General features: G+C 58.9%; 20 protein-coding genes. 13 read left to right on the top strand and 7 right to left on the bottom strand.

The annotated features are described in order from the left end of the window. Positions 1 to 84 precede the first annotated feature (84 nt). From hmsP to B3229_RS15220, 3 genes are all read left to right on the top strand, one after another. A complete protein-coding gene (gene hmsP / locus B3229_RS15230; protein WP_286872103.1) occupies positions 85 to 2,112 on the top strand; it encodes a biofilm formation regulator HmsP in 2,028 nt (675 codons plus the stop codon). A gap of 278 nt (positions 2,113 to 2,390) precedes the next feature. Continuing rightward, positions 2,391 to 3,677, top strand: coding sequence for a dicarboxylate/amino acid:cation symporter (locus tag B3229_RS15225; RefSeq protein WP_286872102.1), 1,287 nt, complete (start codon positions 2,391 to 2,393; stop codon positions 3,675 to 3,677). Positions 3,678 to 3,918: 241 nt separating this feature from the next. After that, the gene (locus tag B3229_RS15220; RefSeq protein WP_048783750.1) at positions 3,919 to 5,403 is read left to right on the top strand and encodes a M16 family metallopeptidase; all 1,485 of its coding nucleotides are present in this window, start codon (positions 3,919 to 3,921) and stop codon (positions 5,401 to 5,403) included. Positions 5,404 to 5,407: 4 nt separating this feature from the next. Here the strand turns inward: B3229_RS15220 and B3229_RS15215 are convergent, their stop codons facing one another. Next, positions 5,408 to 6,280, bottom strand: coding sequence for an alpha/beta hydrolase (locus tag B3229_RS15215; RefSeq protein WP_286872099.1), 873 nt, complete (start codon positions 6,278 to 6,280; stop codon positions 5,408 to 5,410). 334 nt (positions 6,281 to 6,614) lie between these two features. Then, positions 6,615 to 7,547 (bottom strand): sugar kinase, encoded by a 933-nt coding sequence (locus tag B3229_RS15210; protein ID WP_286872097.1) that lies wholly within the window; start codon positions 7,545 to 7,547, stop codon positions 6,615 to 6,617. Positions 7,548 to 7,827: 280 nt separating this feature from the next. Here B3229_RS15210 and pdeH point away from each other — a divergent pair, with 280 nt between their 5' ends. Both pdeH and B3229_RS15200 read left to right on the top strand, forming a co-directional pair. Then, positions 7,828 to 8,601, top strand: coding sequence for a cyclic-guanylate-specific phosphodiesterase (gene pdeH, locus B3229_RS15205; RefSeq protein ID WP_048783745.1), 774 nt, complete (start codon positions 7,828 to 7,830; stop codon positions 8,599 to 8,601). Positions 8,602 to 8,664: 63 nt separating this feature from the next. After that, the gene (locus tag B3229_RS15200; protein WP_048783742.1) at positions 8,665 to 10,725 is read left to right on the top strand and encodes an AsmA family protein; all 2,061 of its coding nucleotides are present in this window, start codon (positions 8,665 to 8,667) and stop codon (positions 10,723 to 10,725) included. Here the strand turns inward: B3229_RS15200 and ppiC are convergent, their stop codons facing one another. Continuing rightward, positions 10,726 to 11,007 (bottom strand): peptidylprolyl isomerase PpiC, encoded by a 282-nt coding sequence (gene ppiC, locus B3229_RS15195; RefSeq protein WP_033754522.1) that lies wholly within the window; start codon positions 11,005 to 11,007, stop codon positions 10,726 to 10,728. It abuts the gene before it with no gap. 74 nt (positions 11,008 to 11,081) lie between these two features. Between ppiC and rep the strand changes: the two genes are divergently transcribed. Continuing rightward, positions 11,082 to 13,103, top strand: coding sequence for a DNA helicase Rep (rep, locus tag B3229_RS15190; protein ID WP_033754526.1), 2,022 nt, complete (start codon positions 11,082 to 11,084; stop codon positions 13,101 to 13,103). A 19-nt stretch (positions 13,104 to 13,122) separates the two neighbouring features. Here the strand turns inward: rep and B3229_RS15185 are convergent, their stop codons facing one another. The 4 genes from B3229_RS15185 to rhlB all read right to left on the bottom strand — a co-directional run bounded on the left by B3229_RS15185 (position 13,123) and on the right by rhlB (position 16,679). Next, the gene (locus B3229_RS15185) at positions 13,123 to 13,413 is read right to left on the bottom strand and encodes a helix-turn-helix domain-containing protein (protein ID WP_286872090.1); all 291 of its coding nucleotides are present in this window, start codon (positions 13,411 to 13,413) and stop codon (positions 13,123 to 13,125) included. After that, positions 13,410 to 13,742 (bottom strand): type II toxin-antitoxin system RelE/ParE family toxin, encoded by a 333-nt coding sequence (locus B3229_RS15180; RefSeq protein WP_286872087.1) that lies wholly within the window; start codon positions 13,740 to 13,742, stop codon positions 13,410 to 13,412. Before B3229_RS15180 ends, B3229_RS15185 begins: the two co-directional genes overlap by 4 nt. A gap of 151 nt (positions 13,743 to 13,893) precedes the next feature. After that, positions 13,894 to 15,378, bottom strand: coding sequence for a guanosine-5'-triphosphate,3'-diphosphate diphosphatase (gene gppA / locus B3229_RS15175; protein WP_286872084.1), 1,485 nt, complete (start codon positions 15,376 to 15,378; stop codon positions 13,894 to 13,896). Positions 15,379 to 15,386: 8 nt separating this feature from the next. Then, a complete protein-coding gene (gene rhlB, locus B3229_RS15170; RefSeq protein WP_048784431.1) occupies positions 15,387 to 16,679 on the bottom strand; it encodes an ATP-dependent RNA helicase RhlB in 1,293 nt (430 codons plus the stop codon). A 117-nt stretch (positions 16,680 to 16,796) separates the two neighbouring features. Between rhlB and trxA the strand changes: the two genes are divergently transcribed. The 7 genes from trxA to rfbB all read left to right on the top strand — a co-directional run bounded on the left by trxA (position 16,797) and on the right by rfbB (position 24,627). After that, positions 16,797 to 17,129 carry a thioredoxin TrxA gene (gene trxA, locus B3229_RS15165; protein WP_033754540.1) on the top strand — a complete coding sequence of 111 codons (333 nt, stop codon included), beginning with the start codon at positions 16,797 to 16,799 and terminating at the stop codon, positions 17,127 to 17,129. A gap of 344 nt (positions 17,130 to 17,473) precedes the next feature. Then, positions 17,474 to 18,733, top strand: coding sequence for a transcription termination factor Rho (rho, locus tag B3229_RS15160; protein ID WP_033754542.1), 1,260 nt, complete (start codon positions 17,474 to 17,476; stop codon positions 18,731 to 18,733). A 280-nt stretch (positions 18,734 to 19,013) separates the two neighbouring features. Then, positions 19,014 to 20,099, top strand: coding sequence for a UDP-N-acetylglucosamine--undecaprenyl-phosphate N-acetylglucosaminephosphotransferase (gene wecA / locus B3229_RS15155; protein WP_048784430.1), 1,086 nt, complete (start codon positions 19,014 to 19,016; stop codon positions 20,097 to 20,099). Positions 20,100 to 20,115: 16 nt separating this feature from the next. Continuing rightward, complete coding sequence (wzzE, locus tag B3229_RS15150) at positions 20,116 to 21,168, top strand: ECA polysaccharide chain length modulation protein (RefSeq protein ID WP_286872126.1); 1,053 nt, start codon at positions 20,116 to 20,118, stop codon at positions 21,166 to 21,168. Continuing rightward, entirely contained in the window at positions 21,165 to 22,295 is a 1,131-nt protein-coding gene (wecB, locus tag B3229_RS15145) for a non-hydrolyzing UDP-N-acetylglucosamine 2-epimerase (RefSeq protein ID WP_286872076.1), read from the top strand. Before wzzE ends, wecB begins: the two co-directional genes overlap by 4 nt. Further along, positions 22,292 to 23,551 carry a UDP-N-acetyl-D-mannosamine dehydrogenase gene (gene wecC, locus B3229_RS15140; RefSeq protein WP_048784427.1) on the top strand — a complete coding sequence of 420 codons (1,260 nt, stop codon included), beginning with the start codon at positions 22,292 to 22,294 and terminating at the stop codon, positions 23,549 to 23,551. The genes wecB and wecC overlap by 4 nt, the downstream gene beginning before the upstream one ends. After that, entirely contained in the window at positions 23,548 to 24,627 is a 1,080-nt protein-coding gene (gene rfbB / locus B3229_RS15135) for a dTDP-glucose 4,6-dehydratase (RefSeq protein WP_286872072.1), read from the top strand. The genes wecC and rfbB overlap by 4 nt, the downstream gene beginning before the upstream one ends. Positions 24,628 to 24,647 lie beyond the last annotated feature (20 nt).

Raw genomic sequence — 24,647 nt, 5'->3', positions numbered from 1 at the left:
CAGGCAATAAAAAAGTGAGTTCCAGGATATACTTGCTGCGCATTTTCCTGTCTGATAGCTGTGCTTTTTAGCCTGGAGAAGATTTTGCGCGTCAGCCGTTCACTTACGATAAAGCAAATGGCGACGGTATCCGCGGTGGCGCTGATTACCGTTTCTATCTTTATCGTCATTCAACTGTTTCATTTTGTGCAGCAGCGCAGGATCGACTATGCCCAGCAGATGGAGAATATCGCCCATACGGTGCGCCAGCCGCTCTCCGAGGCGGTCTTAAAGGCGGATATCGCCCAGGCTGAGCGAATTCTGCAAACCCTGAAGCCCGCCGGCGTCCTGTCGCGCGCCGACGTGGTGCTGCCCAACGCCTTTCAGGCGCTGCACGCCAGTTTCGAAAACGAAAAGCCGATCCCGCTGTTTATCGCCCGCCTGTTCGAACTGCCGGTGCAGATCACCCTGCCGCTCTATTCGGTGGAGAGCAGCGGCTCGCCCAAGCCGCTCGCCTATCTGGTGTTGCAGGCGAATTCGACGCGCGTTTACCAGTTTATCCTCAGCACCGTCTCCACCATGGTCACCACCTATCTGCTGCTGGCGCTGATCCTGTCGGTGGCGATCAGCTGGTGCATCAACCGGCTGGTGGTGCATCCGCTGCGCAGCATCTCGCGCGAGCTACAGGAGCTGCCGCCGCAGGCGATCCTGACCCACAAGCTGGCGCTGCCCGCCAGCCATCGCGACGATGAGATCGGCATGCTGATCCGCAGCTATAACCGCAACCAGCAGGTGCTGGAGTCGGTGCATGACGAGATGAGTCGGCTGACCACCCATTATGCCGTTACCGATCTGCCCAATCGCGCGCTCTTTCTGGCGCTGCTCGACCAGCATATCCGCAGCCACAGCAAAGGGTTCGGGCTGATGGTGATCCGCATCGAAACGCTGCAGGAAGCCAACGGCGTCCTGAGCGACGAGCAGCGCGATACCCTGATGCTGACGCTGGTCGAGAAGATCCGCAGCACCGTCGACGATCATACGCTGCTGGCGCAGACCGGGCCGAGCGACTTCGCGCTGCTGATGAAGCGCGCCGGTACGCCGTTTCGCGCCATGCGTCTGGCGCGCAATCTGATGATCCGTCTGAATCAGCCGGTGACGCTGCACCAGCTGCAGCTGCGGCCCAACGCCAGCATCGGCCTGGCGCTCTATGACGAAGAGCCGCTTTCCGCCAACGAGCAGCTCGACCGCGCCACCTCGGCGATGATGTCGGCGCGCCATTTGGGCAAGAACCAGATTCTCTTTTTCGACGCGGCGCTGACCGAGCGTGCGCAGAAACGCCTGACGCAGGAGCATGACATTCTGCAAGGGCTACAGGACGAGCAGTTCCGGCTCTTTCTGCAGCCGCAAATCAATATGCAGACCGGCGAGCTGGCTGGCGCCGAGGCGCTGCTGCGCATGCGCATGCCGGACGGCAGCTACGGCCTGACGGAAGAGTTTATCGCCAGCGCCGAGGAGATCGGCGTTATCGCCGCCATCGGACGCTGGGTATTCGAAGAGGCGTGTCGCATTCTCGCCGGCTGGCAGAAGCGCGGCATACTTATCCCGCTCAGCGTTAACATCTCCGCCGTGCAGCTGCGCGACGCCAGCATGGTGCATCATCTGCAGGGCCTGCTGCAGCGCCATCAGATTGCGCCCGGCAGCTTTGTGCTGGAGATTACTGAAACCGCGCAGATGGGCGATGCCGAAATGGCGATGGCGCTGCTGCGTTCGCTGCAGACGGTGGGCGTCGCGGTGGCGCTGGACGATTTCGGCATGGGCTACTCCAATCTCAACTACCTGCATCAGTTTAAATCGCTGCCGGTCAGCAAGCTGAAGATGGATCGCAGCTTCGTCGCAGCGCTGCCGGATGACGACACCATGGTGCGCATCGTGGCGGCCATCGCCGAGATTATCGATCTCGACGTGATCGCCGAAGGGGTAGAGACCGCCGAGCAGCGCGACTGGCTGCTGGCGCGCGGCATTCATATCGGTCAGGGCTATCTGTATGCCGAGGCGCTGTCGCTGGAACGCTTTACACAAGCCTGGCTGCCAGCGTCCGTCGACAGCGAGGATGCGCCCGCTGCCGGGGAGTAGCCGAATTTTTGCGCTTTTTCTGCCCATTCCTGAACCGCTTCTCCTGAGCGCTCTTCGCCGCCTGATTCGTTGATTTTGCGCGTTTTTTAGTTACAAAAGGTCGTGCTGAAGCGTTTCAGTTCATAGTTGCGTTTCCAGAAATCCCCCGGCCTTTGTAAGCCTGTATTAATCCCGTTAACAGGGTGTTATTTTTTGCCAACCGCCAGCGCCGGGGCGCGCGCTGCTTGCGGACACAATAAAACGACAACCTCACAACCCTGTTGTAGTGGACACCTGTTATGAAAACCTCACTGTTTAAAAGCCTCTATTTTCAGGTGCTGTTAGCCATCGGCATCGGCGTTCTGTTAGGCCATTTCTATCCGGAGTTAGGCACGCAAATGAAGCCGCTTGGCGATGGCTTTGTCAAACTGATCAAGATGATCATCGCGCCCGTGATTTTCTGTACGGTCGTGACCGGGATCGCCGGCATGGAGAGCATGAAAGCGGTGGGGCGTACCGGTGCGGTCGCGCTGCTCTATTTTGAAATTGTCAGCACCATCGCCCTGATTATCGGTCTGGTGGTGGTCAACGTCCTGCAGCCGGGCGTCGGCATGAACGTCGATCCGGCGACGCTGGATGCGAAGGCGGTCGCGGTCTACGCTCAGCAGGCGGAGCAGCAGGGCGTTATCGCCTTCCTGCTGGACGTCATCCCGGGCAGCGTTATCGGCGCCTTCGCCAGCGGCAATATCCTGCAGGTGCTGCTGTTCGCGATTCTGTTCGGTTTCGCGCTGCATCGCCTCGGCAGCTCCGGCACGCTGATCTTCAACGTGATTGAGAGCTTTTCGAAGGTGATCTTCGGCATCATCAATATGATTATGCGTCTCGCCCCTATCGGCGCGTTCGGCGCCATGGCCTTCACCATCGGTAAATATGGCGTCGGTTCGCTGGTACAGCTCGGCCAGCTTATCGTCTGCTTCTATATCACCTGCGTGCTGTTCGTGGTGGTGGTGCTGGGGCTTATCGCGCGCGTCGCCGGCTTCAATATCTTCCGCTTCGTCGCCTATATCAAAGAGGAACTGCTGATCGTGCTCGGCACCTCTTCTTCTGAGTCGGCGCTGCCGCGCATGCTGGATAAGATGGAGAAGCTGGGCTGTAAGAAATCGGTGGTGGGGCTGGTGATCCCGACCGGCTACTCGTTTAACCTCGACGGCACCTCGATTTATCTGACCATGGCGGCGGTATTTATCGCTCAGGCGACCAACGCGCACATGGACATCTTCCATCAGATTACCCTGCTGGTGGTGCTGCTGCTCTCGTCGAAGGGCGCGGCGGGCGTGACCGGCAGCGGCTTTATCGTGCTGGCGGCGACGCTGTCGGCGGTGGGCCATCTGCCGGTGGCAGGTCTGGCGCTGATCCTCGGCATCGACCGCTTTATGTCCGAAGCGCGCGCGTTGACCAATCTGGTCGGCAACGGCGTGGCGACCGTGGTCGTGGCGAAGTGGGTTGGCCAGCTTGATGAAAACCAGCTGAAAGCGACGCTTTCCAGCAAGGCGAAAGCGGAAAAACTGCCGGAAACCTCCGCTTAAGTACAGCTTTACAGCAAAATCCCTCTAAATGCCCGCTGTCGCTTGCCCTGACAGCGGGCATTTGCATAATAATGCCCACTTATTTTTTTCATGGTTTTTCACTTCGTTGCGCGACTTCCTGGCCTTCACGTGGTCAAAGACTCTGTTGTCGAAAAACGACGCGGCTAAAACGAGAAAAACTCACCGCGTATTACAACGGCGAAACGTGCCAGTGATAACGACTTTTAGATTAGAGGTTCACATGCAGGGCACCAGAATTCGGCTTTTGGTTGGGGGGGTAGCGTGGGTGGCCGCCAGTTTTGGCGCCTGTGCCGAAACGCTGCAGCCCGATCCAGCCTGGCAAGAAGGGAAACTGGATAACGGATTAAGCTGGCAGCTGCTGACAACGCCGCAGCGCCCCAGCGATCGCATTGAACTGCGCATGGTGGTGAATACCGGCTCGCTGGTAGAGACTACCCAGCAGACCGGCTTCAGCCACCTGCTGCCGCGTCTGGCGATGGTGCATAACGCCGCGCTCGACACCAACCAGCAGCGCGCGCTGTGGCAGCAGGCCATGGACCCGCAGCATCCGCTGCCGCCCGCCATCGTTTCCTACGACTTTACCCAGTACAACCTTAGTCTGCCCAACAACCGCCCGGAGCTGCTGAAAGAAGCGCTTAACTGGCTGGCGGCAACGGCGGGCAAAATGTCCATTAACGAGCAGGTGGTCAGCACCGCGCTGAGCGCTTCCGATCCTGCCGCCACCTGGCCCGCCAATACCCAGGATGTGCTGTGGCGCTATCGCCTGAAGGGGTCGACGCTGCTGGCGCACGACCCGGCCGAGCAGCCGCGCGCGCCGATCGACCTCAACGCGCTGAACGCCTTTTACCAGCAGTGGTATACGCCGGACGCCATGACGCTTTATGTGGTGGGCAACGTTGAGAGCCGCAGCCTGGCGGAGCAGATCAACAAAGCCTTCTCCTCGCTGACCGGCAAGCGCAGCAATCCCGCGCCGCTGCCGACGCTCTCGCCGCTGCCGCATCAGCCGATTAATCTGGTCAATGGCGCGATGAGCCAGGATCGCCTGGCGCTGATTTGGGATACGCCCTGGCAGCCGATTCGCGATTCGCAGAATCTGCAGCGTTACTGGCAGAGCGATCTGGCGCGCGAGGCGCTGTTCTGGCACCTGCAGCGTACGCTGGGCGACAGCAAAGCGCAGAACCTGCAGATCGGTTTTGACTGTCGCGTGCTCTACCAGCGCGCCCAGTGCTCGGTTAATCTCGACGCGCGCAACGACGCGCTGGAGTCGGGCCTGAACCTGGTGTCGCGCGAGCTGGCGGTGGTGCGCGACAAAGGGCTGCCGCAGGAGGAGTTCGACGCGCTGATGGCGCAGAAGCTGCTGGAGCTGAACAAGCTGTTCGCCACCTATGCGCGCACCGATACCGACGTGCTGATGAGCCAGCGCCTGCGTTCGCAGCAGAATGCCGTGGTGGATATCGCGCCTGAGCAGTATCAGAAGCTGCGTCAGGCGTTTCTGAGCGAGCTGACGCGCGATCGGCTGAACCAGGAGCTGCGTCAGCAATTGTCGCAGGAAGTTACGCTGGTGCTGATGCAGCCGGAAGGCGAAGCGGAGACCAATGTGAAGAGCCTGCAGGCGATCTGGGACAAGGTGATGGCGCCGCCAGCGGCCGCCGACGCCGCGCCGCAGGAGAGCAGCGCCAGCGACAGCGCGCCGCCTTCCTCCTGATCCGTCAGGTTTTCGCCCTGAGCCACTCGGTTACCAGCATCGGCCAGCTGGCGAGAGGCAGATCCGCAACGCCGCGGATGCCGAATCCGTGGCCGCCTTTCTGATAAAAGTGCAGCTCTGCGGGCACCTTGTGTTCGCGGAGCGCGCTAAAAAACGCCATGCTGTTGTTTACCGAGACCGTTTCATCATCCGCCGCGTGGATCAGCAGCGTCGGCGGCGTCTGCGCGTGTACGCGCGTCTCCAGCGAATAGGCTTCGATGGTTTTCGCATCGGGCCAGGCGCCGAGCAGGCGCGTGCGCGAACCTTCATGCGCCACGCCGTCTCGCATGCTGATCACCGGATAGACCAGCACCATCGCGTCGGGACGCGGCGAGAAGCTATCTGCGGCGTCCTGCACCGGATAGATTTTTTCGGCGAAGCGCGTGCCCAGGCTGGCGGCGACGTGCCCGCCCGCCGAGAAGCCCGTCATCACGATATATTTGCCGTTCAGGCCGCGCTGGGCGCGATCGCGCAGCACGCGCACCGCACGCTGCGCGTCGGCCAGTGGCGCGTCCGCGCCTTCGTGATGACCGTCGTAGGGCAGGCGATAGGTCATTACCGCCAGGGTGTAGCCCATCGCGGTGAAAAAGGTCGCCAGCGCGCTGCCTTCGCGGTCGATCAGTACGCGCTGATAGCCGCCGCCCGGCGCCACCAGCAGCGTAATACCGTTGGACTCTTCGGGATGCCAGATAGCGATCTCCGGGCAGCGCACGCCGGTCGCCGCACGATCGTAAGGCTCATACTCTTTCGCCAGATCGATGATTTGCGGCTGCGCGCGCGAATCGCTGGCGCCTGGCGCGTCGCCATTGGGCCAGATATTGATAATTTCTGTGTGCATAAAACGGTCCTGATGCGAGGAATGTTGTCGTTTTTTTATCGCGGCCGGCGAAACAGCGTCCTGCTGTTGTTGAGGAAAAGATGGTCTTTTTTGCGGCGGTCGTCCATCCGAAAACGGCCCAGAGCGGCGGATTCAGACTATGCCTGGACTAAGGAATAAGCGGGATTTCAGGGGCAAAAAGCAGCCTGACGCACGGGTAAAAATCAGTGCCAGCGTTAATTTTTCTCTTAACGGCAACTCATCGTCAACTGTCGCGCGCTAAGGCAAATTTAAGGCGGTTTCGGCCGCGCGTTCGCCGGGGAGAGGTCGCACGCCCCGCAAAGCGGGGCGGACGTTATGCCGGCATCGCCGCCAGCGGAATAATCGCGCCGCGATGCTGGATCACCGTGCTGGCGGTCAGGTGGCCGCGCTCGGCGGCGGCCTGCGGCGAACCGCCCGTCAGGCGCTGCGACAGATAGCCGGCGCTGAAAGAGTCGCCCGCCGCGGTGGTATCGATGATGCGCGCCGCATCGAGACGTACCGCAGGCACGTCAATCAGCGCGTCGTCGCCGATCGCCACCAGACAAGAGTCGGCGCCGCGCTTAATCACGATCTCGCTGGCGCCTGCGGCGCGCGTACGCTCAATCACTGCGCTTAATGGATGCTCGCCCCACAGCAGATGTTCATCATCCAGCGTCAAAAAGGCGATATCAGTGCGCTGCAGCATGGCGCTATAGGCCTGCTGCGCGCTCGCTTTATCGGCCCACAGGCGCGGACGGTAGTTATTGTCGAAAATCACCTGACCGCCGTTAGCGCGGCAGCGATCCAGCAGCGCCATCAGCTTCTCGCGACTGTCGTCAGGCAGGATCGCCAGCGAAATACCGCTCAGGTAGAGGTAGTCATAGCGCGCCAGTTCGTCGACGATAGCGGCGGACTGCGGGGCGTCTAGCCAGTAGCGCGCGGCGGCGTCGCTGCGCCAGTACCAGAAGGTGCGCTCACCTTTCTCATCGGTTTCAATGACATACAGGCCAGGCATTTTGTTTTCCAGCCGCTGGATCAGGCAGGTGTTTACCTTCTCCTGCTGCCAGGCGGCGATCATCTGATCGCTGAAGGAGTCGATGCCCAGCGCCGTCACATAGTCGACGCTGAGCTGCGTCTCATCCACCTGGCGCGCCAGATAGACCGCCGTGTTTAGCGTATCGCCGCCGAAGCCGCGTTTAATGCTCTCACCCTTCTCGGACAGCTCAATCATGCACTCACCGATAATGGCTATTTTTTTATGCGTCATGGTCTTTGGCCTGTAGTGAAATAGTGCCTTAGTCTCGCGTCTGGTATGGCAGACGTCAATGATTTTTAAAACGCTGTTTTAATTCCACTTAAGGTGAAAAAAGCCTGTCTTCGCGGCGATTTAACGGCCAAAGCCGGGCTTTTTTTCACGATTGCGCCCGATACGGATTGGTACACTCTGTAGTCTTATGTGACCAGCAGGCGGACAGAGATAGGGCGGGCACAGCTGACACTCGCCGCCGCGCTGACACATGGCACTTGCCACCAACCAGGAAAAAACCATGGTGATGAAGAATATTAGTCATCGGCTACCTTCTTCAACTGACATCAACCCACAACAGGAAGCGCGTCTCTTCTGGCAGCAATGCCAACGATTCTACACTTTCCAGCCGATATACCAGGTATCGGGCCGGTTGCTGGCAATTGAAATCCTGACCGCGGTCACGCATCCGACCGCGCCGGAAAAGAAACTCTCGCCGGAGGACTACTTTGAGGCGCTGGCGATTAATCAGCGTCTGCACGTAGTCCATGAGCAGCTGGCGCTGCTAAAAGAGTGGCAGCCCTTTTTTTGCGACAACCAGATCGTAGCGTCGGTGAATATTGACGGGCCGACGCTGATGGCGATTCAGCAGCATCCGCCGATTCGACGCCTGATTACCGAGCTGCCGTGGGTGCGCTTCGAACTCACCGAACATCACGCGCTGCCGCAGGAAGAGATGATCGCGCAGATGCCGGAGCTGGGGCCGCTGTGGCTGGACGATTTCGGCTCCGGCATGGCCAACTTTTCCGCGCTGACGGAGCTGAAGTACGACTACATCAAGCTGTCGCGCGAGCTGTTTATCCTGCTGCGCCGCACCGAAGAGGGTCAGGCGCTCTTCTCGATGCTGCTGGCGTTGATTAACCGTTACTGTAACGGCGTGATCGTCGAAGGCGTCGAGACCGAAGAGGAGTGGCGGCAGGTGTGCTGTTCGCCCGCAATGGCGGCGCAGGGCTACTTTTTTTCAAGGCCGGTCCCCTTTTCGCAACTTAATCATCTGCCGCTTCAGCTTGTCTGATGCCGTTCCACAACGTCTCGACTATCTTTAACGGAGACTGTGGACAGGCAAGGAGGAAGCGAAATGTCGCGCACGGGAAAAGTTGTTAGCTGGATAGTCGGGATTTTTTTGTTGCTGATCGTGGTGGTGGTGATCATCATCGCGACCTTTGACTGGAATCGTCTCAAGCCCACCATCAACCAGAAAGTCTCGACGGAACTGAATCGCCAGTTCGCGATTCGCGGCGATCTGGGCGTCGCCTGGGAGCGCAACCGCGATGAGCCGGGCTGGCGTAGCTGGATACCCTGGCCGCATGTGCATGCGCAGGACATTATATTAGGCAATCCGCCCGAGATGGCGGAGGTGACGATGGTGCATCTGGAGCGCGTCGACGCCACTCTGTCGCCGCTGGCGCTGCTGCATAAAGAAGTTTACCTCCCGTGGATTAAACTTCAGCAGCCCGATGCGCGGCTGATTCAAACCGCCGACAAAAAGAACAACTGGACCTTCAATCTCGCCGACAGCAAAAATCCTGATGCCAGTGCGGCGCCATCCGCCTGGTCATTCCGTCTCGACAATATTCTGTTTGACCAGGGTCAGCTGCGCTACCGCGATGCGGTCAATAAAGCCGACGTAACGGTAAAAATCAATCCGCTCGGCAAGCCGGTGCCTTATGGGCAGATTGCCGGCGGCAGCGACGCGCAGAAAGGCGCGGGCGACTTTGTTTTCGGCTGGGAGGCGCGCGGCACCTATAACAATGAGCAGCTGGAAGGAGAAGGCAAAACCGGCGGCATGCTCTCGCTGCGCAGTAAAAACACGCCGTTCCCAATTCAGGCCGATATACGTAACGGCTCTACGCGCGTGCAGGTCACGGGCGGCATTCAGGATCCGATGAATCTTGGCGGCGTGAACGTGCGGCTGCGCTTCTCCGGCGATACACTCGCTAATCTCTATGGGCTGACCGGCGTGCTCTTACCCGATACGCCGCCCTATGAAACCGACGGTCACCTGACCGCCCGCTTCACCGGCAAAAAAGGGCCGGAGTACCACTACGAAAACTTCAACGGCCATATCGGCGACAGCGATATTCACGGCACGCTTACTTACACCCAGGGCAAACCGCGACCGGCGCTGGTGGGCGAGCTGAGTTCGAAACAGCTGCGTATGGCGGATTTGGGGCCGCTTATCGGCGTCGACTCCGGCAAAGGCAGCGCGAAAACCGCGCAGGCGAAGGCGAAGCGCGGCGAAAAAGCGGCGCAGCCCGCCGATCGCGTGCTGCCGCATGACACCTTCGATACCAAAAGCTGGGACGTCATGGACGCCGACGTGAAGTTCACCGGCAAGCGCATCGAACATGGCAATTCGCTGCCGTTGAGCGATCTTTACACCCATTTGCAGCTGAAAGATGGCGACCTGCTGCTCGATCCGCTGCGCTTCGGCATGGCAGGCGGCACGCTAAACAGCACGATTCGTCTGGAAGGGGATAAGTCGCCGATGCGTGGCCGCGCCGACATCCACGCGCGTCGTCTGCATCTGCGTCAGCTCTTCCCTAATGTGGAAGCGATGCAGCGCAGCCTGGGCCAGCTCAACGGCGACGCCAGCTTTACCGGCAGCGGCAACTCGGTGGCGGATCTGCTCGCGACCAGCAACGGTCAGCTGAAGCTGCTGATGAATAACGGCTTAATCAGCCGCAGCCTGATGGAGATCGCCGGGCTGAACGTCGGCAACTATGTGGTTGGCAAGCTGTTTGGCGACGATGAGGTGCGTATCAACTGCGCCGCGACGGATGTGAAGCTGCAAAACGGCGTCGCGACGCCAAACCTGTTCGTGTTTGATACCGAAAATGCGGTCATCAACGTCACCGGTAACGCCAACTTCGCCAGCGAGCGTCTGGATCTCTCGATCAATCCAGAGAGCAAAGGCATCCGTATCGTGACGCTGCGTTCGCCGCTTTACGTTCGCGGCACCTTCAAAAATCCTGACGCCGGCGTAAAAGCCGGACCGCTGCTGGCGCGCGGCGCGGCCGCCGTCGCGCTCGGCACCGTGGTGGGCCCTGCCGCCGCGCTGCTGGCGTTGATCAGCCCAAGCGACAACGAGGATAACCAGTGCAGCAACGTGCTGCAGCAGATGAAAAGCAAAAAGTGATCAGCTGCGGTAGAGCACTTTAATGATGTGATAGCCAAATGCGGTTTTCACCGGCCCGAAAGGTTTAATCAGCGGGCAGGTGAAGACCGCTTTATCGAAGGCCGGCACCATCTGACCTTGTCGAAACTCGCCTAAATCGCCGCCGTTGCGTCCGGAAGGACAGGTAGAGTGTTTCTTCGCCAGCTGTTGAAAACTGGCGCCCTTTTCCAGCTTCGCCAGCAGCTCGTTAGCCAGCGCTTCTTCTTTCACCAGGATGTGTAAAGCCGCCGCGGTTTTCGCCATGATAGTCCTCTGATTGTGTATACTGACCGCCCATTATTTCATCCTCCTCTCTTTTTACTGAGCGATTTTTTACTATGCGTTTAAACCCCAGCCAACAACGCGCCGTCGAGTTTGTTACCGGCCCCTGTCTGGTGCTGGCGGGAGCGGGATCGGGCAAAACCCGCGTCATCACCAATAAGATTGCCCATCTGATCCGCGAGTGCGGCTATCAGGCGCGCCATATCGCAGCGGTTACCTTTACCAATAAAGCCTCGCGCGAGATGAAAGAGCGCGTCGCCCAGACGCTGGGGAAAAAAGAGGCGCGCGGCCTGATGATCTCCACCTTTCATACGCTGGGACTGGAGATCATCAAGCGCGAATACGCCGCGCTGGGCATGAAGTCCAACTTCTCGCTGTTCGACGATACCGACCAGCTGGCGCTGCTGAAAGATTTGACGCAGCCGTGGCTGGAAGAGGACAAGACGCTGCTGCAGCAGCTGATCTCGACCATCTCCAACTGGAAGAACGATTTGATCGATCCGCCGCGCGCCGCCGCGCTGGCGCGCAGCGAGCGCGACAATATTTTCGCCCACTGCTACAGCCTCTACGATCAGCATCTGAAATCGTGCAACGTGCTCGACTTCGACGATTTGATCCTGCTGCCGACGCTGCTGCTGCAGCGCAATCAGGAGGTGCGGGAACGCTGGCAGCAGCGCATTCGCTATTTGCTGGTGGATGAGTATCAGGACACCAATACCAGCCAGTATGAGCTGGTGAAGCTGCTGGTGGGCGCGCGGGCGCGCTTTACCGTGGTCGGGGATGACGACCAGTCGATCTACTCCTGGCGCGGCGCGCGGCCGCAGAATCTGGTGCTGCTGAAAGAGGATTTTCCGGCGCTGGAAGTGATCAAGCTGGAGCAGAACTACCGCTCGTCGCAGCGCATTCTGAAAGCGGCGAATATCCTGATCGCCAACAACCCGCACGTCTTCGAGAAGCGGCTTTTCTCCGAGCTCGGTCTCGGCAGCGAACTCAAAGTGCTGACCGCGAACCATGAGGATCATGAGGCGGAGCGCGTAACGGGCGAGCTGATCGCACACCATTTCATCAATAAAACGCAGTATAAAGATTACGCGATTCTCTATCGCGGCAATCATCAGTCACGCGTGTTTGAAAAGATGCTGATGCAGAACCGCATTCCCTATCGCATCTCTGGCGGCACCTCGTTTTTTTCGCGTCCGGAGATTAAAGACCTGCTCGCCTATCTGCGCGTGCTTACCAACCCGGACGACGACAGCGCCTTTTTGCGCATCGTCAACACGCCGCGTCGCGAGATTGGCCCGGCGACGCTGCAAAAGCTGGGCGAGTGGGCGAACCTGCGCAATAAAAGCCTGTTTAACGCCAGTTTCGACGTCGGCCTTGGGCAGACGCTAAGCGGGCGCGGCCTGGAACATCTGCAGCGCTTTACCCACTGGCTGCAGGAGATCGTGCAGATGACCGAGCGCGAGCCGGTCAATGCGGTGCGCGATCTGATCCGCGGCATCGATTATGAAAGCTGGCTGTTCGAAACGTCGGGCAGTCCGAAAGCGGCCGAAATGCGCATGAAGAACGTCAATACGCTGTTTCAGTGGATGACGGAGATGCTTGAGGGCAGCGATATCGACGAGCCGATGACGCTGACGCAGGTGGTCACGCGCTTTACGTTGCGCGACATGATGGAGCGCGGCGAGAGCGACGAAGAGCTCGATCAGGTACAGCTGATGACGCTGCACGCCTCGAAAGGGCTGGAATTTCCCTACGTCTTTCTGGTCGGCATGGAAGAAGGGTTACTGCCGCATCAGAGCAGCATCGATGAGAACAATATCGAAGAGGAGCGCCGCCTGGCGTACGTCGGCATTACCCGCGCGCAGAAAGAGCTCACCTTTACGCTCTGCCGCGAGCGTCGCCAGTACGGCGAGCTGGTGCGTCCGGAGCCGAGCCGCTTCCTGCTCGAGCTGCCGCAGGATGATGTCGTCTGGGAAACCGAGCGCAAGGTCGTCAGCGCCGAAGAGCGGATGAAAACCGGGCAAACGCGGGTCGCCGGACTGCGGGCGATGCTGGAGAAGGCGAAAAAGGGCTAAAGGCCCTTTTTCTTTACGCTCATGCCGCCGTCGGCTCGCTGATTTCGATGTGTTTAATCACCAGGCCAGCGTGCGCCATCATGCCGATCAACTTATCAATACTGAAGAGGTTGATTTTACCGCGCGCCAGCTCGGATATTCTTGGCTGAGTGACGCCCAGAGCCTGAGCGGCTTCCGTCTGGCTAAGCTGCCGTTTTTCAATCCACGCATTTATGAAAGTCATCAGATGTGCGCGGATTTTCATATTTTCCGCGGCTTCGGGCGTTTCGCTTAGCGCATCCCAGACGCTGTCAAAGATTTCAATTTTCATCGGTTACGCTCCTGGATCAGGGCGTCATAGCGCTTTCGCGCCAGACGAATATCTGACAAGCTGATTGCCTGCGTTTTTTTCTGAAAGCAGTGCAGCACATAAACGGCTTCGGTGAATTTCGCGACGTAGACAGCGCGCCAGATACCTTCTTCGCCTTGTATGCGGATCTCCTGCACGCCCGGTCCTACCATGGAAAGCGGTTTCCAGCTATCAGGCGCAAGTCCTTGCTGAACCCGATCCAACTGATAGCCAACTTGCTGACGAATATGCTCTGGAAAGCTGATCAAATCTCTACGACTGCTGCCCACGAAAGCGATTTTTTTGCGCATTCCCTGCCTCATTATACGTAATTTCGTATAGAGGCATACTACAAATTCAATCGCTGCCCTACGAGAGAGAGGCGCAAAGATTGCGTAGCGGCTCGCAGGCTGCCACAGAGAAAAGCAGAGATGAAGAGAATGACTAACAGTGCCTTTATTATCAGGCGATAGTCAGCAGCCAGTGCACATAGGACTGGTAATGGCTCTCCTGGCCCAGCAGTTCGGCGCGCAGCGGATGCGCTTCCAGCCAGCCTGCTGGCAGCGTGAGATGCAGCGTATCGTCGTCAGCCTGTAAGCGCACCGCAGGCAGCGTATCGTCGCGACGACGGCTGGAAAAGATGATCGCCAGCCGCAGCAGACGGCAGAGGCGTTCGGCAAGGCGCGGCGGAAGGGCGTTTTGCTGGGTCAGCAGCGCTAAATCAATGCTGCCGCTCTGGATCTGCAGCAGGCAGGCCAGCAGTTTTTTCTGCGCGGGCGTAAAGCCGGGGAGATCGAGATGGCGCACCAGATAGGCGGCGTGCTGCGGAGCCTGGCGGAAATCGACGCTAAGGCCGATTTCGTGTATCGCGCTGGCGCTGAGCAGCAGCTCGCGGCAGCGCTGATCCAGTTTCCATACCGCGCTCACCTGACGGAAAAACACGTCGGCCAACTGACGCACGCGCGCGGCCTGTTCCACATCGATAGAAAAACGACGCTGGACGTTGTGCAGCGTGCGGCTGCGGATATCGCGATCGACCGGCAGATGCAGCATGCCGTAAACCAGCCCCTCGCGCAGCGCGCCGCCCGCCAGCGTCATGCTTTCGATGCCCAGCTCCTGAAATACCGCAATCAGAATGGAAAGGCCACTGGGGAAAACCAGCGCGCGCTCCAGCGTTAAGCCTTCGATCTCCAGCTCTTCCAGCTTGCCGCACTGAATGGCGCGCTGTTTGAGCTGCTGCAGCTTACTCAGGGTGATGCGTTCATCCATGCCCTGCGCCACCATAATCTCCTGCAGCGCCTGTACGGTGCCGGAGGCGCCGACGCAGGCTTCCCAGCCGTGAGCGCGCAGCGGCGAGGCGATAGGGCGGATCATGTCGATTGCGGCCTGCTCGGCGGCGTCGAAATTCTCTTTTGCCAGATGTCGGTCGCTAAAGAAGCGTTCAAGCCAGGTTACGCAGCCCATAGGCAGGCTAAAAAGGACGGAGGCGTGCGAGCCGTCGCCGGTGGCCAGCTCGGTGCTGCCGCCGCCGATATCGACCACCAGCCGCTTGTCCGAGCCGCCAGTGGTGTGCGCGACGCCCTGATAAATCAGGCGCGCTTCCTCTTCGCCGCTGATAACGTTAATCGTGCAGCCCAGGATCTGCTGTGCGGTAAACAGGAATTCGCTGGCGTTGGCCGCCAGGCGCAGCGTGGCGGTAGCAACCACGCGGATCTGCTCGGAAGGAATATCCTGCAGCTGTTCGGAGAAGAGCTTCAGACACTCCCAGCCGCGCGTCATCGCCTCGACGGAAAGATGGTTATTTTTGTCCAGGCCGGCAGCCAGACGCACCTTGCGCTTAATGCGCGCGACGGTCTGAATGCTTCCGGAAACTTCGCGCACCACCAGCATATGAAAGCTGTTGGATCCCAGATCAATCGCAGAATAAAGTGACGATGCGCTTAGCATAATGTGGATTAACCCGAACGTTTACGGTTGTTGTTACGCGGCGCTCCACGACGATTCGCGTTGTTGCCGCCGCGGCGCGGACCATTGCCGGTGCGGGCGCGAGCCAGACGCTTCGGCGGCGGCAGGTCGTCCATCAGCGCGTCGCTGTTGTACTTGCTCACCGGAATGCTGTGGCCGATATACTCTTCAATCGCCGGCAGATTCAGCGCGTACTCTTCACAGGCCAGGCTGATAGAGTGTCCGCTGGCGCCTGCGCGTCCGGTACGGCCGATACGGTGAACGTAATCTTCGCGATCGTCAGGCAGGTCGTAGTTAAAGACGTGCGTGACCGCAGGAATATGCAGGCCGCGCGCCGCCACGTCGGTCGCCACCAGGATATCGACGTCGCCTTTAGTGAAGTCGTCCAGAATGCGCAGGCGCTTCTTCTGCGGCACGTCGCCGGTCAGCAGGCCGACGCGATGGCCGTCCGCCGCCAGATGGCCCCAGATATCTTCGCAACGATGCTTGGTGTTGGCGAAGACGATAGCGCGATCCGGCCACTCTTCTTCCAGAAGCGTCTGCAGCAGGCGCATTTTTTCTTCGTTCGACGGGTAGAAGAGCTCTTCTTTAATGCGATGACCCGTTTTCTGCTCTGGCTCCACCTCAACGTACTCGGCGTTGTTCATGTGTTCGAAAGCCAGTTCGCGCACGCGCCAGGAGAGCGTGGCGGAGAAAAGCATGCTCAGGCGCTGCGTCGCAGGCGGCATGCGGCGGAACAGCCAGCGGATATCTTTAATAAAGCCGAGATCGAACATGCGGTCGGCTTCGTCCAGCACCAGCACCTGAATCGCGCCGAGGTTAATGTGGTTCTGTTTCGCGTAATCGATCAGACGGCCAGTGGTGCCGACCAGGATGTCGACGCCGTCAGCCAGCACTTTCAGCTGCTTGTCGTAGCCGTCGCCGCCGTAAGCCAGGCCCAGCTTCAGACCGGTGGCCTGCGCCAGCGGTTCGGCGTCGGCGTGGATCTGTACCGCCAGTTCGCGCGTCGGCGCCATGATCAACGCGCGCGGCTGATTGATCTGACGGCCTTCCTGGGCAGGGTGAGTGAGAAGATGATGAAACGTCGACGTCAGAAACGCCATCGTTTTGCCGGTACCGGTTTGCGCCTGGCCTGCGACATCACGCCCTGAGAGCGTAAAGGGCAGAGCTAACGCCTGAATAGGCGTACAGTGATGAAAGCCTTTTGTATCAAGGGCTTCCACGACCAGAGGGTGCAGGGCGAAGTCGGAAAACTTCTGTTCTGTTAAGTGTGTTTTGCTCATAGTGTGGTAGAATATCAGCTTACTATCGCTTTACGAAAGCGTATCCGATGAAATAAAGTCAACCTTCGTTGGTAAACTTTACGCCAATTCGCCAGGCATAATCTTGTGGAGTAATACATGAGCAGCGATAAAATCGTTCACCTCACCGATGACAGTTTCGATGCAGACGTTCTGAAAGCAGAAGGTGTCACACTGGTAGATTTCTGGGCTGAATGGTGTGGTCCTTGCAAAATGATCGCCCCGATTCTCGATGAAGTTGCCGAAGAGTACGACGGTAAGCTCACTATCGCCAAGCTGAACATTGACGATAACCCGGGCACCGCGCCGAAGTACGGCATCCGCGGCATCCCGACGCTGCTGCTGTTCAAAAACGGTGAAGTCGCCGCGACTAAAGTCGGCGCGCTGTCTAAAAGCCAGCTGAAAGAGTTCCTGAACGCCAACCTGGCGTAAGGACGAGAACGTTCGGCGGTGGCGAATTTTCTTCCACTGCTGGACGTTCGCATTTTAGCGTGCTAAGTTACTTTCACTGCATTACGCACTTACCTTGTAGTTTGCATCTTAAAGATTTCCTTTGTTAAACCCTGAAGCACGTTCCGTATACAGCGGTTTAGCAATTCTGACGGTTAGCACCAACTTTGGCATCGCATTTCAACCGTCTCTCTCGCTTCCAGTCGCCATCCCTGACGATGATCGTCGAGAAGAGTTGAAAGCGCCATTAACAGGCATGGAATATTAAGCCATACCATTCACGACCAACATTTCGAGAATTACCCCGAGTTTAAGAACCCATCACTATGAATCTTACCGAATTAAAGAACACGCCGGTTTCTGAGCTGATTACCCTCGGCGAAAATATGGGGCTGGAAAACCTGGCGCGCATGCGCAAACAGGATATTATTTTCGCCATCCTCAAACAGCACGCGAAAAGCGGCGAGGACATCTTCGGTGATGGTGTGCTGGAGATATTGCAGGACGGATTTGGTTTCCTCCGCTCCGCAGACAGCTCTTACCTCGCCGGTCCCGACGACATCTACGTTTCTCCCAGCCAAATTCGCCGTTTCAACCTTCGCACTGGTGACACCATCTCCGGCAAAATCCGTCCGCCGAAAGAGGGCGAGCGTTACTTTGCGCTGCTGAAGGTTAACGAGGTTAACTACGATAAGCCTGAAAACGCGCGTAATAAGATTCTGTTCGAAAACCTGACGCCGCTGCACGCCAACAGCCGTCTGCGCATGGAGCGCGGCAATGGTTCGACGGAAGACCTTACCGCACGCGTGCTGGATCTGGCTTCGCCGATCGGCCGCGGCCAGCGTGGTCTGATCGTCGCGCCGCCGAAAGCGGGTAAAACCATGCTGCTGCAGAATATCGCGCAGAGCATCGCCTACAACCATCCAGACTGCGTGCTGATGGTGCTGCTGATCGACGAACGTCCGGAAGAAGTGACCGAGATGCAGCGTCTGGTCAAAGGCGAAGTTATCGCCTCTACCTTCGACGAACCGGCTTCACGCCACGTTCAGGTTGCCGAAATGGTGATCGAGAAGGCGAAGCGTCTGGTTGAACACAAGAAAGACGTGATCATCCTGCTCGACTCCATCACTCGCCTGGCGCGCGCCTACAACACCGTAGTGCCGGCATCAGGTAAAGTCCTGACCGGTGGTGTTGACGCCAACGCCCTGCATCGTCCGAAGCGCTTCTTCGGCGCCGCGCGTAACGTGGAAGAGGGCGGCAGCCTGACCATCATCGCGACCGCGCTGGTTGATACCGGTTCGAAGATGGATGAAGTGATTTACGAAGAGTTTAAAGGCACCGGTAACATGGAGCTGCACCTCGCACGTAAAATCGCTGAAAAACGCGTCTTCCCGGCGATTGACTACAACCGCTCCGGTACGCGTAAAGAAGAGCTGCTCACTTCCCAGGAAGAGCTGCAGAAGATGTGGATCCTGCGCAAGATTATTCACCCGATGGGCGAAATCGACGCGATGGAATTCCTCATCAACAAACTGGCGATGACCAAAACCAACGACGAATTCTTCGATATGATGAAGCGCTCGTAATTCCGCGCTGGCTAATCGAGACGGCGAAACCGACTTTTTTAGCCTAAATGCGCAGGAATTCGCCCTAACGCCACGTCTTAACGTGGCGTTTTTTATTTGTGCGCATTAGGATTACCGCTGGCAGGAGCATTTATAATGACTGCGGCGGCAGTGCGCAAAAAATAACCATGCGCGCGTGGTCGGAAGCAGAATTCGGACTCGGGATGAAAGGCAAAAACATGCAGTTTGTTTATCCTGTCCCTGATTTTAGCTGAGAGCGTTAAACGTGAATTTACTCACTATGAGTACTGAGCTGGGCCTTACTTTTCTATTTTCTTTAGTCTTTATCTTTTTTGCGCGCAAAGCGGCTAAAAAAATAGGTCTGGTCGACACGCCTAATTCCCGTAAACGTCATCACGGCGCCATTCCACTGGTCGGCGGCATTTCCGTTTACGCCGGCATCTGCTTTATGTTTCTCATTACCCGCTTCTACCTGCCGCACGCCACGCTTTATCTTATTTGCGCCGGTCTGCTGGTGCTGGTCGGCGCGCTCGACGATCGTTTTGATATCAGCGTGAAAATCCGCGCCGTGGTGCAGGCCGCGGTAGCGGTGGCGATGATGGTGGGAGCCAAACTCTATCTGCTCAGCCTCGGCTTTATTATCGGCCCGGTTGAGCTGGTGGTCGGGCCGTTTGGCTACGTACTGACGCTGTTCGCCGTCTGGGCGGCGATTAACGCCTTTAATATGGTGGACGGCATCGACGGCCTGCTGGGCGGGCTCTCATCGGTCACCTTTGCGGCGATGGGCATTATTCTCTGCTTCGACGGTCAGTACAGCCTGGCCGTATGGTGTTTCGCGATGATCGCCGCCACGCTGCCCTATATTCTGCTTAACCTCGGCTTCCTTGGCCGCCGCTATAAAGTCTTTATGGGCGACGCCGGCAGCACCATGATTGGCTTCACCATTATCTGGATCCTGCTGGAAACCACGCAGGGATTGAGTCATCCGATTACGCCCGTGACCGCGCTCTGGCTGATCGCCATTCCGCTGATGGATATGGTGGCGATTATGTATCGTCGCCTGCGCAAAGGCATGAGCCCCTTCTCCGCCGACCGGCAGCATATTCACCATTTGATCATGCGCGCCGGCTTCACCTCGCGCCAGGCGTTTGTGTTGATCACCGTGGCGGCCGCGATTCTCGCCGGCATCGGCGTGCTCGGCGAGTACCTCGCCTTTATCCCTGAGTGGGTGATGCTGGTGCTGTTTATGGTGGCGTTTATGTTTTACGGCTACTGCCTGAAACACGCCTGGCGCGTGGCGCGCCTGATCCGTCGTATAAAGCGTCGTTTGAACGCTCACCGCGACGCTAAGAAAAAATTACCCTGATAAGGATTGCCTTGTGATGACCTCTGAGGTTGCAGATAACGAACTGGATATTCGCGGCCTGGGCTGCGCGTTATGGCGCGGCAAGCGCTGGATTATCGGCCTGGCGCTGCTTTTCGCGCTGGTCGCCTGGCTGGCTTCGCTGCTGATGAAACAGGCGTGGAGCACCACGGCGATTACCGACCGTCCTACGGTGAATATGCTCGGCGATTACTATGCGCAGGAGCAGTTTCTGAATAATCTCGACGTGCGCAACAATACGCTCAATCTGGCGGCGCCCTCGCCGACCATCATGGATGAGGTCTATCAGGAATTTATTATGCAGCTGGGTGCCTGGGATACGCGCCGCGACTTCTGGCAGCAGACGGAATATTACAAAAGCCGCCGCTCAGGCAACGCCCATAACGACGCCGCGCTGCTTGACGATATGGTCGCCAATATCCAGTTTCTGCCCGCCGACGCGGCGCGCAATACGCGCGACAGCGTTAAGCTCATCGCGGAAACCGCAGGGGACGCCAACAACCTGCTGCGTCAGTATATCGCCTTTGCCAGCGAGCGCGCGGCGCGCCACCTTAACGGCGAGCTGAAAGGCGCATGGCAGGCGCGCAGCGAGCAGCTGCAGGCGCAGGTGAAGCGTCAGGAAGATGTGGCGAACGCCGTTTTCCAGCGTCAGCAGCATCGTCTGCAGCAGGCGCTGAAGGTCGCCAGCCAGCAGGGCATTCATGAAAACCGCTCGCGCGACGCGCGCGAACCGATCGCCGACAGCGACCTCTTCCTGCTGGGCGAGCCGCAGCTGCAGGCGCAGCTGGAAACCCTGCAGGCGACCGGACCGAGTTACGATATCAGCTATGATCAAAACAGGGCGATGCTCACCACGCTGAGCGCCGGCCCGACGTTGAACCGCACCTTCCAGACCTACCGCTACCTGCGTACGCCGGAAGAGCCGGTTTCGCGCGATAGCCCGCGTCGCCTGTTTATGATGATTATGTGGGGCGCATTAGGCGCATTGACGGGCGCAGGCGTGGCGCTGGCGCGTCGTTCCGGCGTCAGATCAGCGAGAGAAACCGCGTGAAAGTGCTTACAGTATTCGGGACTCGCCCGGAGGCGATAAAAATGGCGCCGCTGGTGCAGGCGCTGGCGCAGGATCCTGCGTTCGACTCTCGCCTGTGCGTCACCGCGCAGCACCGCGAAATGCTCGATCAGGTTCTGCGCCTCTTTGCGCTGCAGCCCGATTATGACCTGAACGTGATGCGTCCTGAGCAAGGATTAACGGAGATCACCTGCCGCATTTTACAGGGCATGAAAACCGTGCTGCTCGACTTTAAACCCGACGTGGTGCTGGTGCATGGCGACACCACCACCACGCTCGCCGCCAGCCTGGCGGCATTTTACCAGCAGATCCCGGTCGCCCACGTCGAGGCGGGACTGCGCACCGGCGATTTGACGTCGCCGTGGCCGGAAGAGGGCAACCGCAAGCTGACCGGTCATCTTGCCCGGTTGCACTTTACCCCGACCGAACGCTCGCGCCAGAATCTGCTGGCGGAAAATTTGCCCGACGCGCGCATCTTCATCACCGGCAATACGGTGATCGACGCGCTGCTGTGGGTACGCGATCGGGTTATCGCCGATCCCGGCCTCAACGCGCAGCTCGCCGGCTGCTATCCCTTTCTCGACAGCGAGAAGAAGCTGGTGCTGGTCACCGGCCATCGTCGCGAAAGCTTCGGCGAAGGCTTTGAGCGTATCTGCAGCGCGCTGGCGCGCATCGCCCGTCAGCATCCCGACGCGCAGATCGTCTATCCGGTGCACCTTAATCCCAACGTCAGCGAACCGGTTAACCGCATCCTCAGCGGCATCGACAATATCGTGCTGATCGAGCCGCAGGAGTATCTGCCTTTCGTCTGGCTGATGAACCGGGCCTGGCTGATCCTCACCGACTCCGGCGGCATCCAGGAAGAAGCGCCTTCGCTGGGCAAACCGGTGCTGGTGATGCGCGACGCGACGGAACGGCCAGAAGCGGTCGACGCCGGCACCGTGAAGCTGGTCGGCACCGACATAGAGAAAATTGTGGCCGAAGTCGGCCTGCTGTTGACCGACGAAGCGGCCTGGCAAACCATGAGCCGCGCGCACAACCCTTACGGCGACGGCAACGCCTGTCAGCGCATTCTGCAAGCCTTAAAAGATACCCGAGTTGACCTATGAGTTTTGACACCATTTCCGTGATTGGACTGGGCTACATTGGGCTGCCGACCGCAGCCGTTTTCGCGTCGCAAAAGAAAAAGGTCGTGGGGGTCGATATCAACGCCCACGCAGTAGAGACCATTAATCGCGGGGCGATCCATATCGTCGAACCCGCGCTGGACAAAGTAGTCCACGACGCCGTGACCCAGGGCTTTCTGCGCGCCACCACGCAGCCCGAAGCGGCCGATGCCTTTCTGATCGCCGTGCCAACGCCCTTTATGGCGGATCATCAGCCCGATTTGCGCTTCGTTAAGGCGGCGGCGGAATCGATCGCCCCGGTATTGAAGAAGGGCGATCTGGTGATCCTGGAATCCACTTCGCCGGTCGGCGCCACGGAGCAGATGGCGGAGTGGCTGGCGGTGACGCGCCCGGATCTGCGTTTCCCGCAGCACGGCGGCACGCCCGATATCTTTATCGCCTACTGCCCGGAGCGCGTGCTACCGGGCAAAATCATGCAGGAACTGATCCACAACGACCGCGTGATCGGCGGCATGACGCCCGCCTGCTCGGCGCAGGCCAGCGCGCTCTACCAAATTTTTCTGCAGGGCGAATGCGTGGAGACCAACGCGCGCACGGCGGAGCTATGCAAGCTGACGGAAAACAGCTTCCGCGACGTTAATATCGCTTTCGCCAATGAGCTGTCGCTGATTTGCGCCGATCAGGGGATTAACGTCTGGGAACTGATCGCGCTGGCGAATCGCCATCCGCGCGTCAATATTCTGCAGCCGGGGCCTGGCGTCGGCGGGCACTGCATTGCGGTCGATCCCTGGTTTATCGTGGCGCAAAATCCGTCGCTGGCGCGGCTGATCCGCACCGCGCGCGAAGTGAACGACAGCAAGCCGCACTGGGTGCTGAATCAGGTCAAGGCGGCGCTGGCGGACTGCCTGACCCAGAGCGGCAAGCGCGCCGATGAGATAGTCATCGCCTGCTTCGGGCTGGCGTTTAAACCCAATATCGACGATCTGCGCGAAAGCCCGGCGATGCAGGTAGCACAGATGATCGCCGAATGGCATCGCGGAGAGAGCTGGGTGGTAGAGCCGCATATCGCCGCGCTGCCCGCCGCGCTCGCCGACAAGGCTGCGCTGGTTTCACGCGAGCAGGCGCTGGCGGAGGCCGATGTGCTGGTGATGCTGGTGGACCACGATCACTTCCGCGCCGTTGACGCGTCGCAGGTCACGCAAAGCTGGATTGTGGATACGCGGGGAGTATGGCGGTGAAACAGTACTTAATCACCGGCGGCGCAGGTTTTATCGGCTCGGCGCTGGTGCGTTTTCTTATCGAAGAGACGGATCACCGCATCGTTGTGGTCGACAAGCTCAGCTATGCAGGCAATCTCGCCTCGCTGGCGAGCGTTATGCAGGATGCGCGCTTCGCTTTCGAACAGGTGGATATTTGCGATCGTCCGGCGCTGGATGCCATTTTTGCGCGCTATCAGCCCGACTGCGTCATGCATCTGGCGGCCGAAAGCCACGTCGACCGCTCTATCGACGGCCCGATAGCCTTCGTCGAAACCAATATCGTCGGCACCTATCAGCTGCTGGAGGCGGCGCGCAGCTACTGGAACAGACTTGAAGCAGCGCGACGCGAGGCTTTTATCTTCCACCATATCTCCACCGACGAAGTGTTTGGCGACTTGCAGGATCCGCAGGCGTTTTTTACCGAAACCACGCCCTATGCGCCGAGCAGCCCTTATTCAGCGACCAAGGCCAGCAGCGATCATCTGGTGCGCGCCTGGCTGCGTACCTACGGCCTGCCTGTTATCGTCACTAATTGCTCAAACAACTATGGTCCCTGCCATTTCCCGGAAAAGCTTATTCCGCTCACCATCATCAATGCGCTGGCGGGCAAGCCGCTGCCGGTTTACGGCAACGGCGAGCAGATCCGCGACTGGCTCTATGTCGAGGATCATGCGCGCGCGCTCTATCGCGTCGTGAGCAGCGGCAAGGTTGGCGAAACCTATAATATCGGCGGGCATAATGAGCAGCGCAATATCGACGTGGTCAACACTATCTGCGATTTGCTGGAGCAAATGGCGCCGGAGCGTAAAGCCGCTGGCCTGACGCACTACCGCGATTTGATTACGTTTGTGGCGGATCGTCCCGGTCACGATCAGCGCTATGCCATCGACGCCAGCAAAATTGCGCGCGAGCTGGGCTGGATGCCACAGGAAACGTTCGACAGCGGCATGCGCAAAACCGTGCGCTGGTATCTGGAAAATCAGACATGGTGGCAGGCTATTCTGGACGGGCGCTATCGCGGCGAGCGGCTAGGCCTGGCTGCGTCGCGTTCATGACGGCGTCAGAGGAGCGGAAG

The organism is Pantoea sp. UBA5035 (assembly GCF_002415245.1).
GTDB classification, from domain to species: Bacteria; Pseudomonadota; Gammaproteobacteria; order Enterobacterales; family Enterobacteriaceae; genus Pantoea; species Pantoea septica.
Note: the sequence above shows the minus strand (reverse complement) of the source record. Positions and strands in the feature narration are given on the sequence as shown.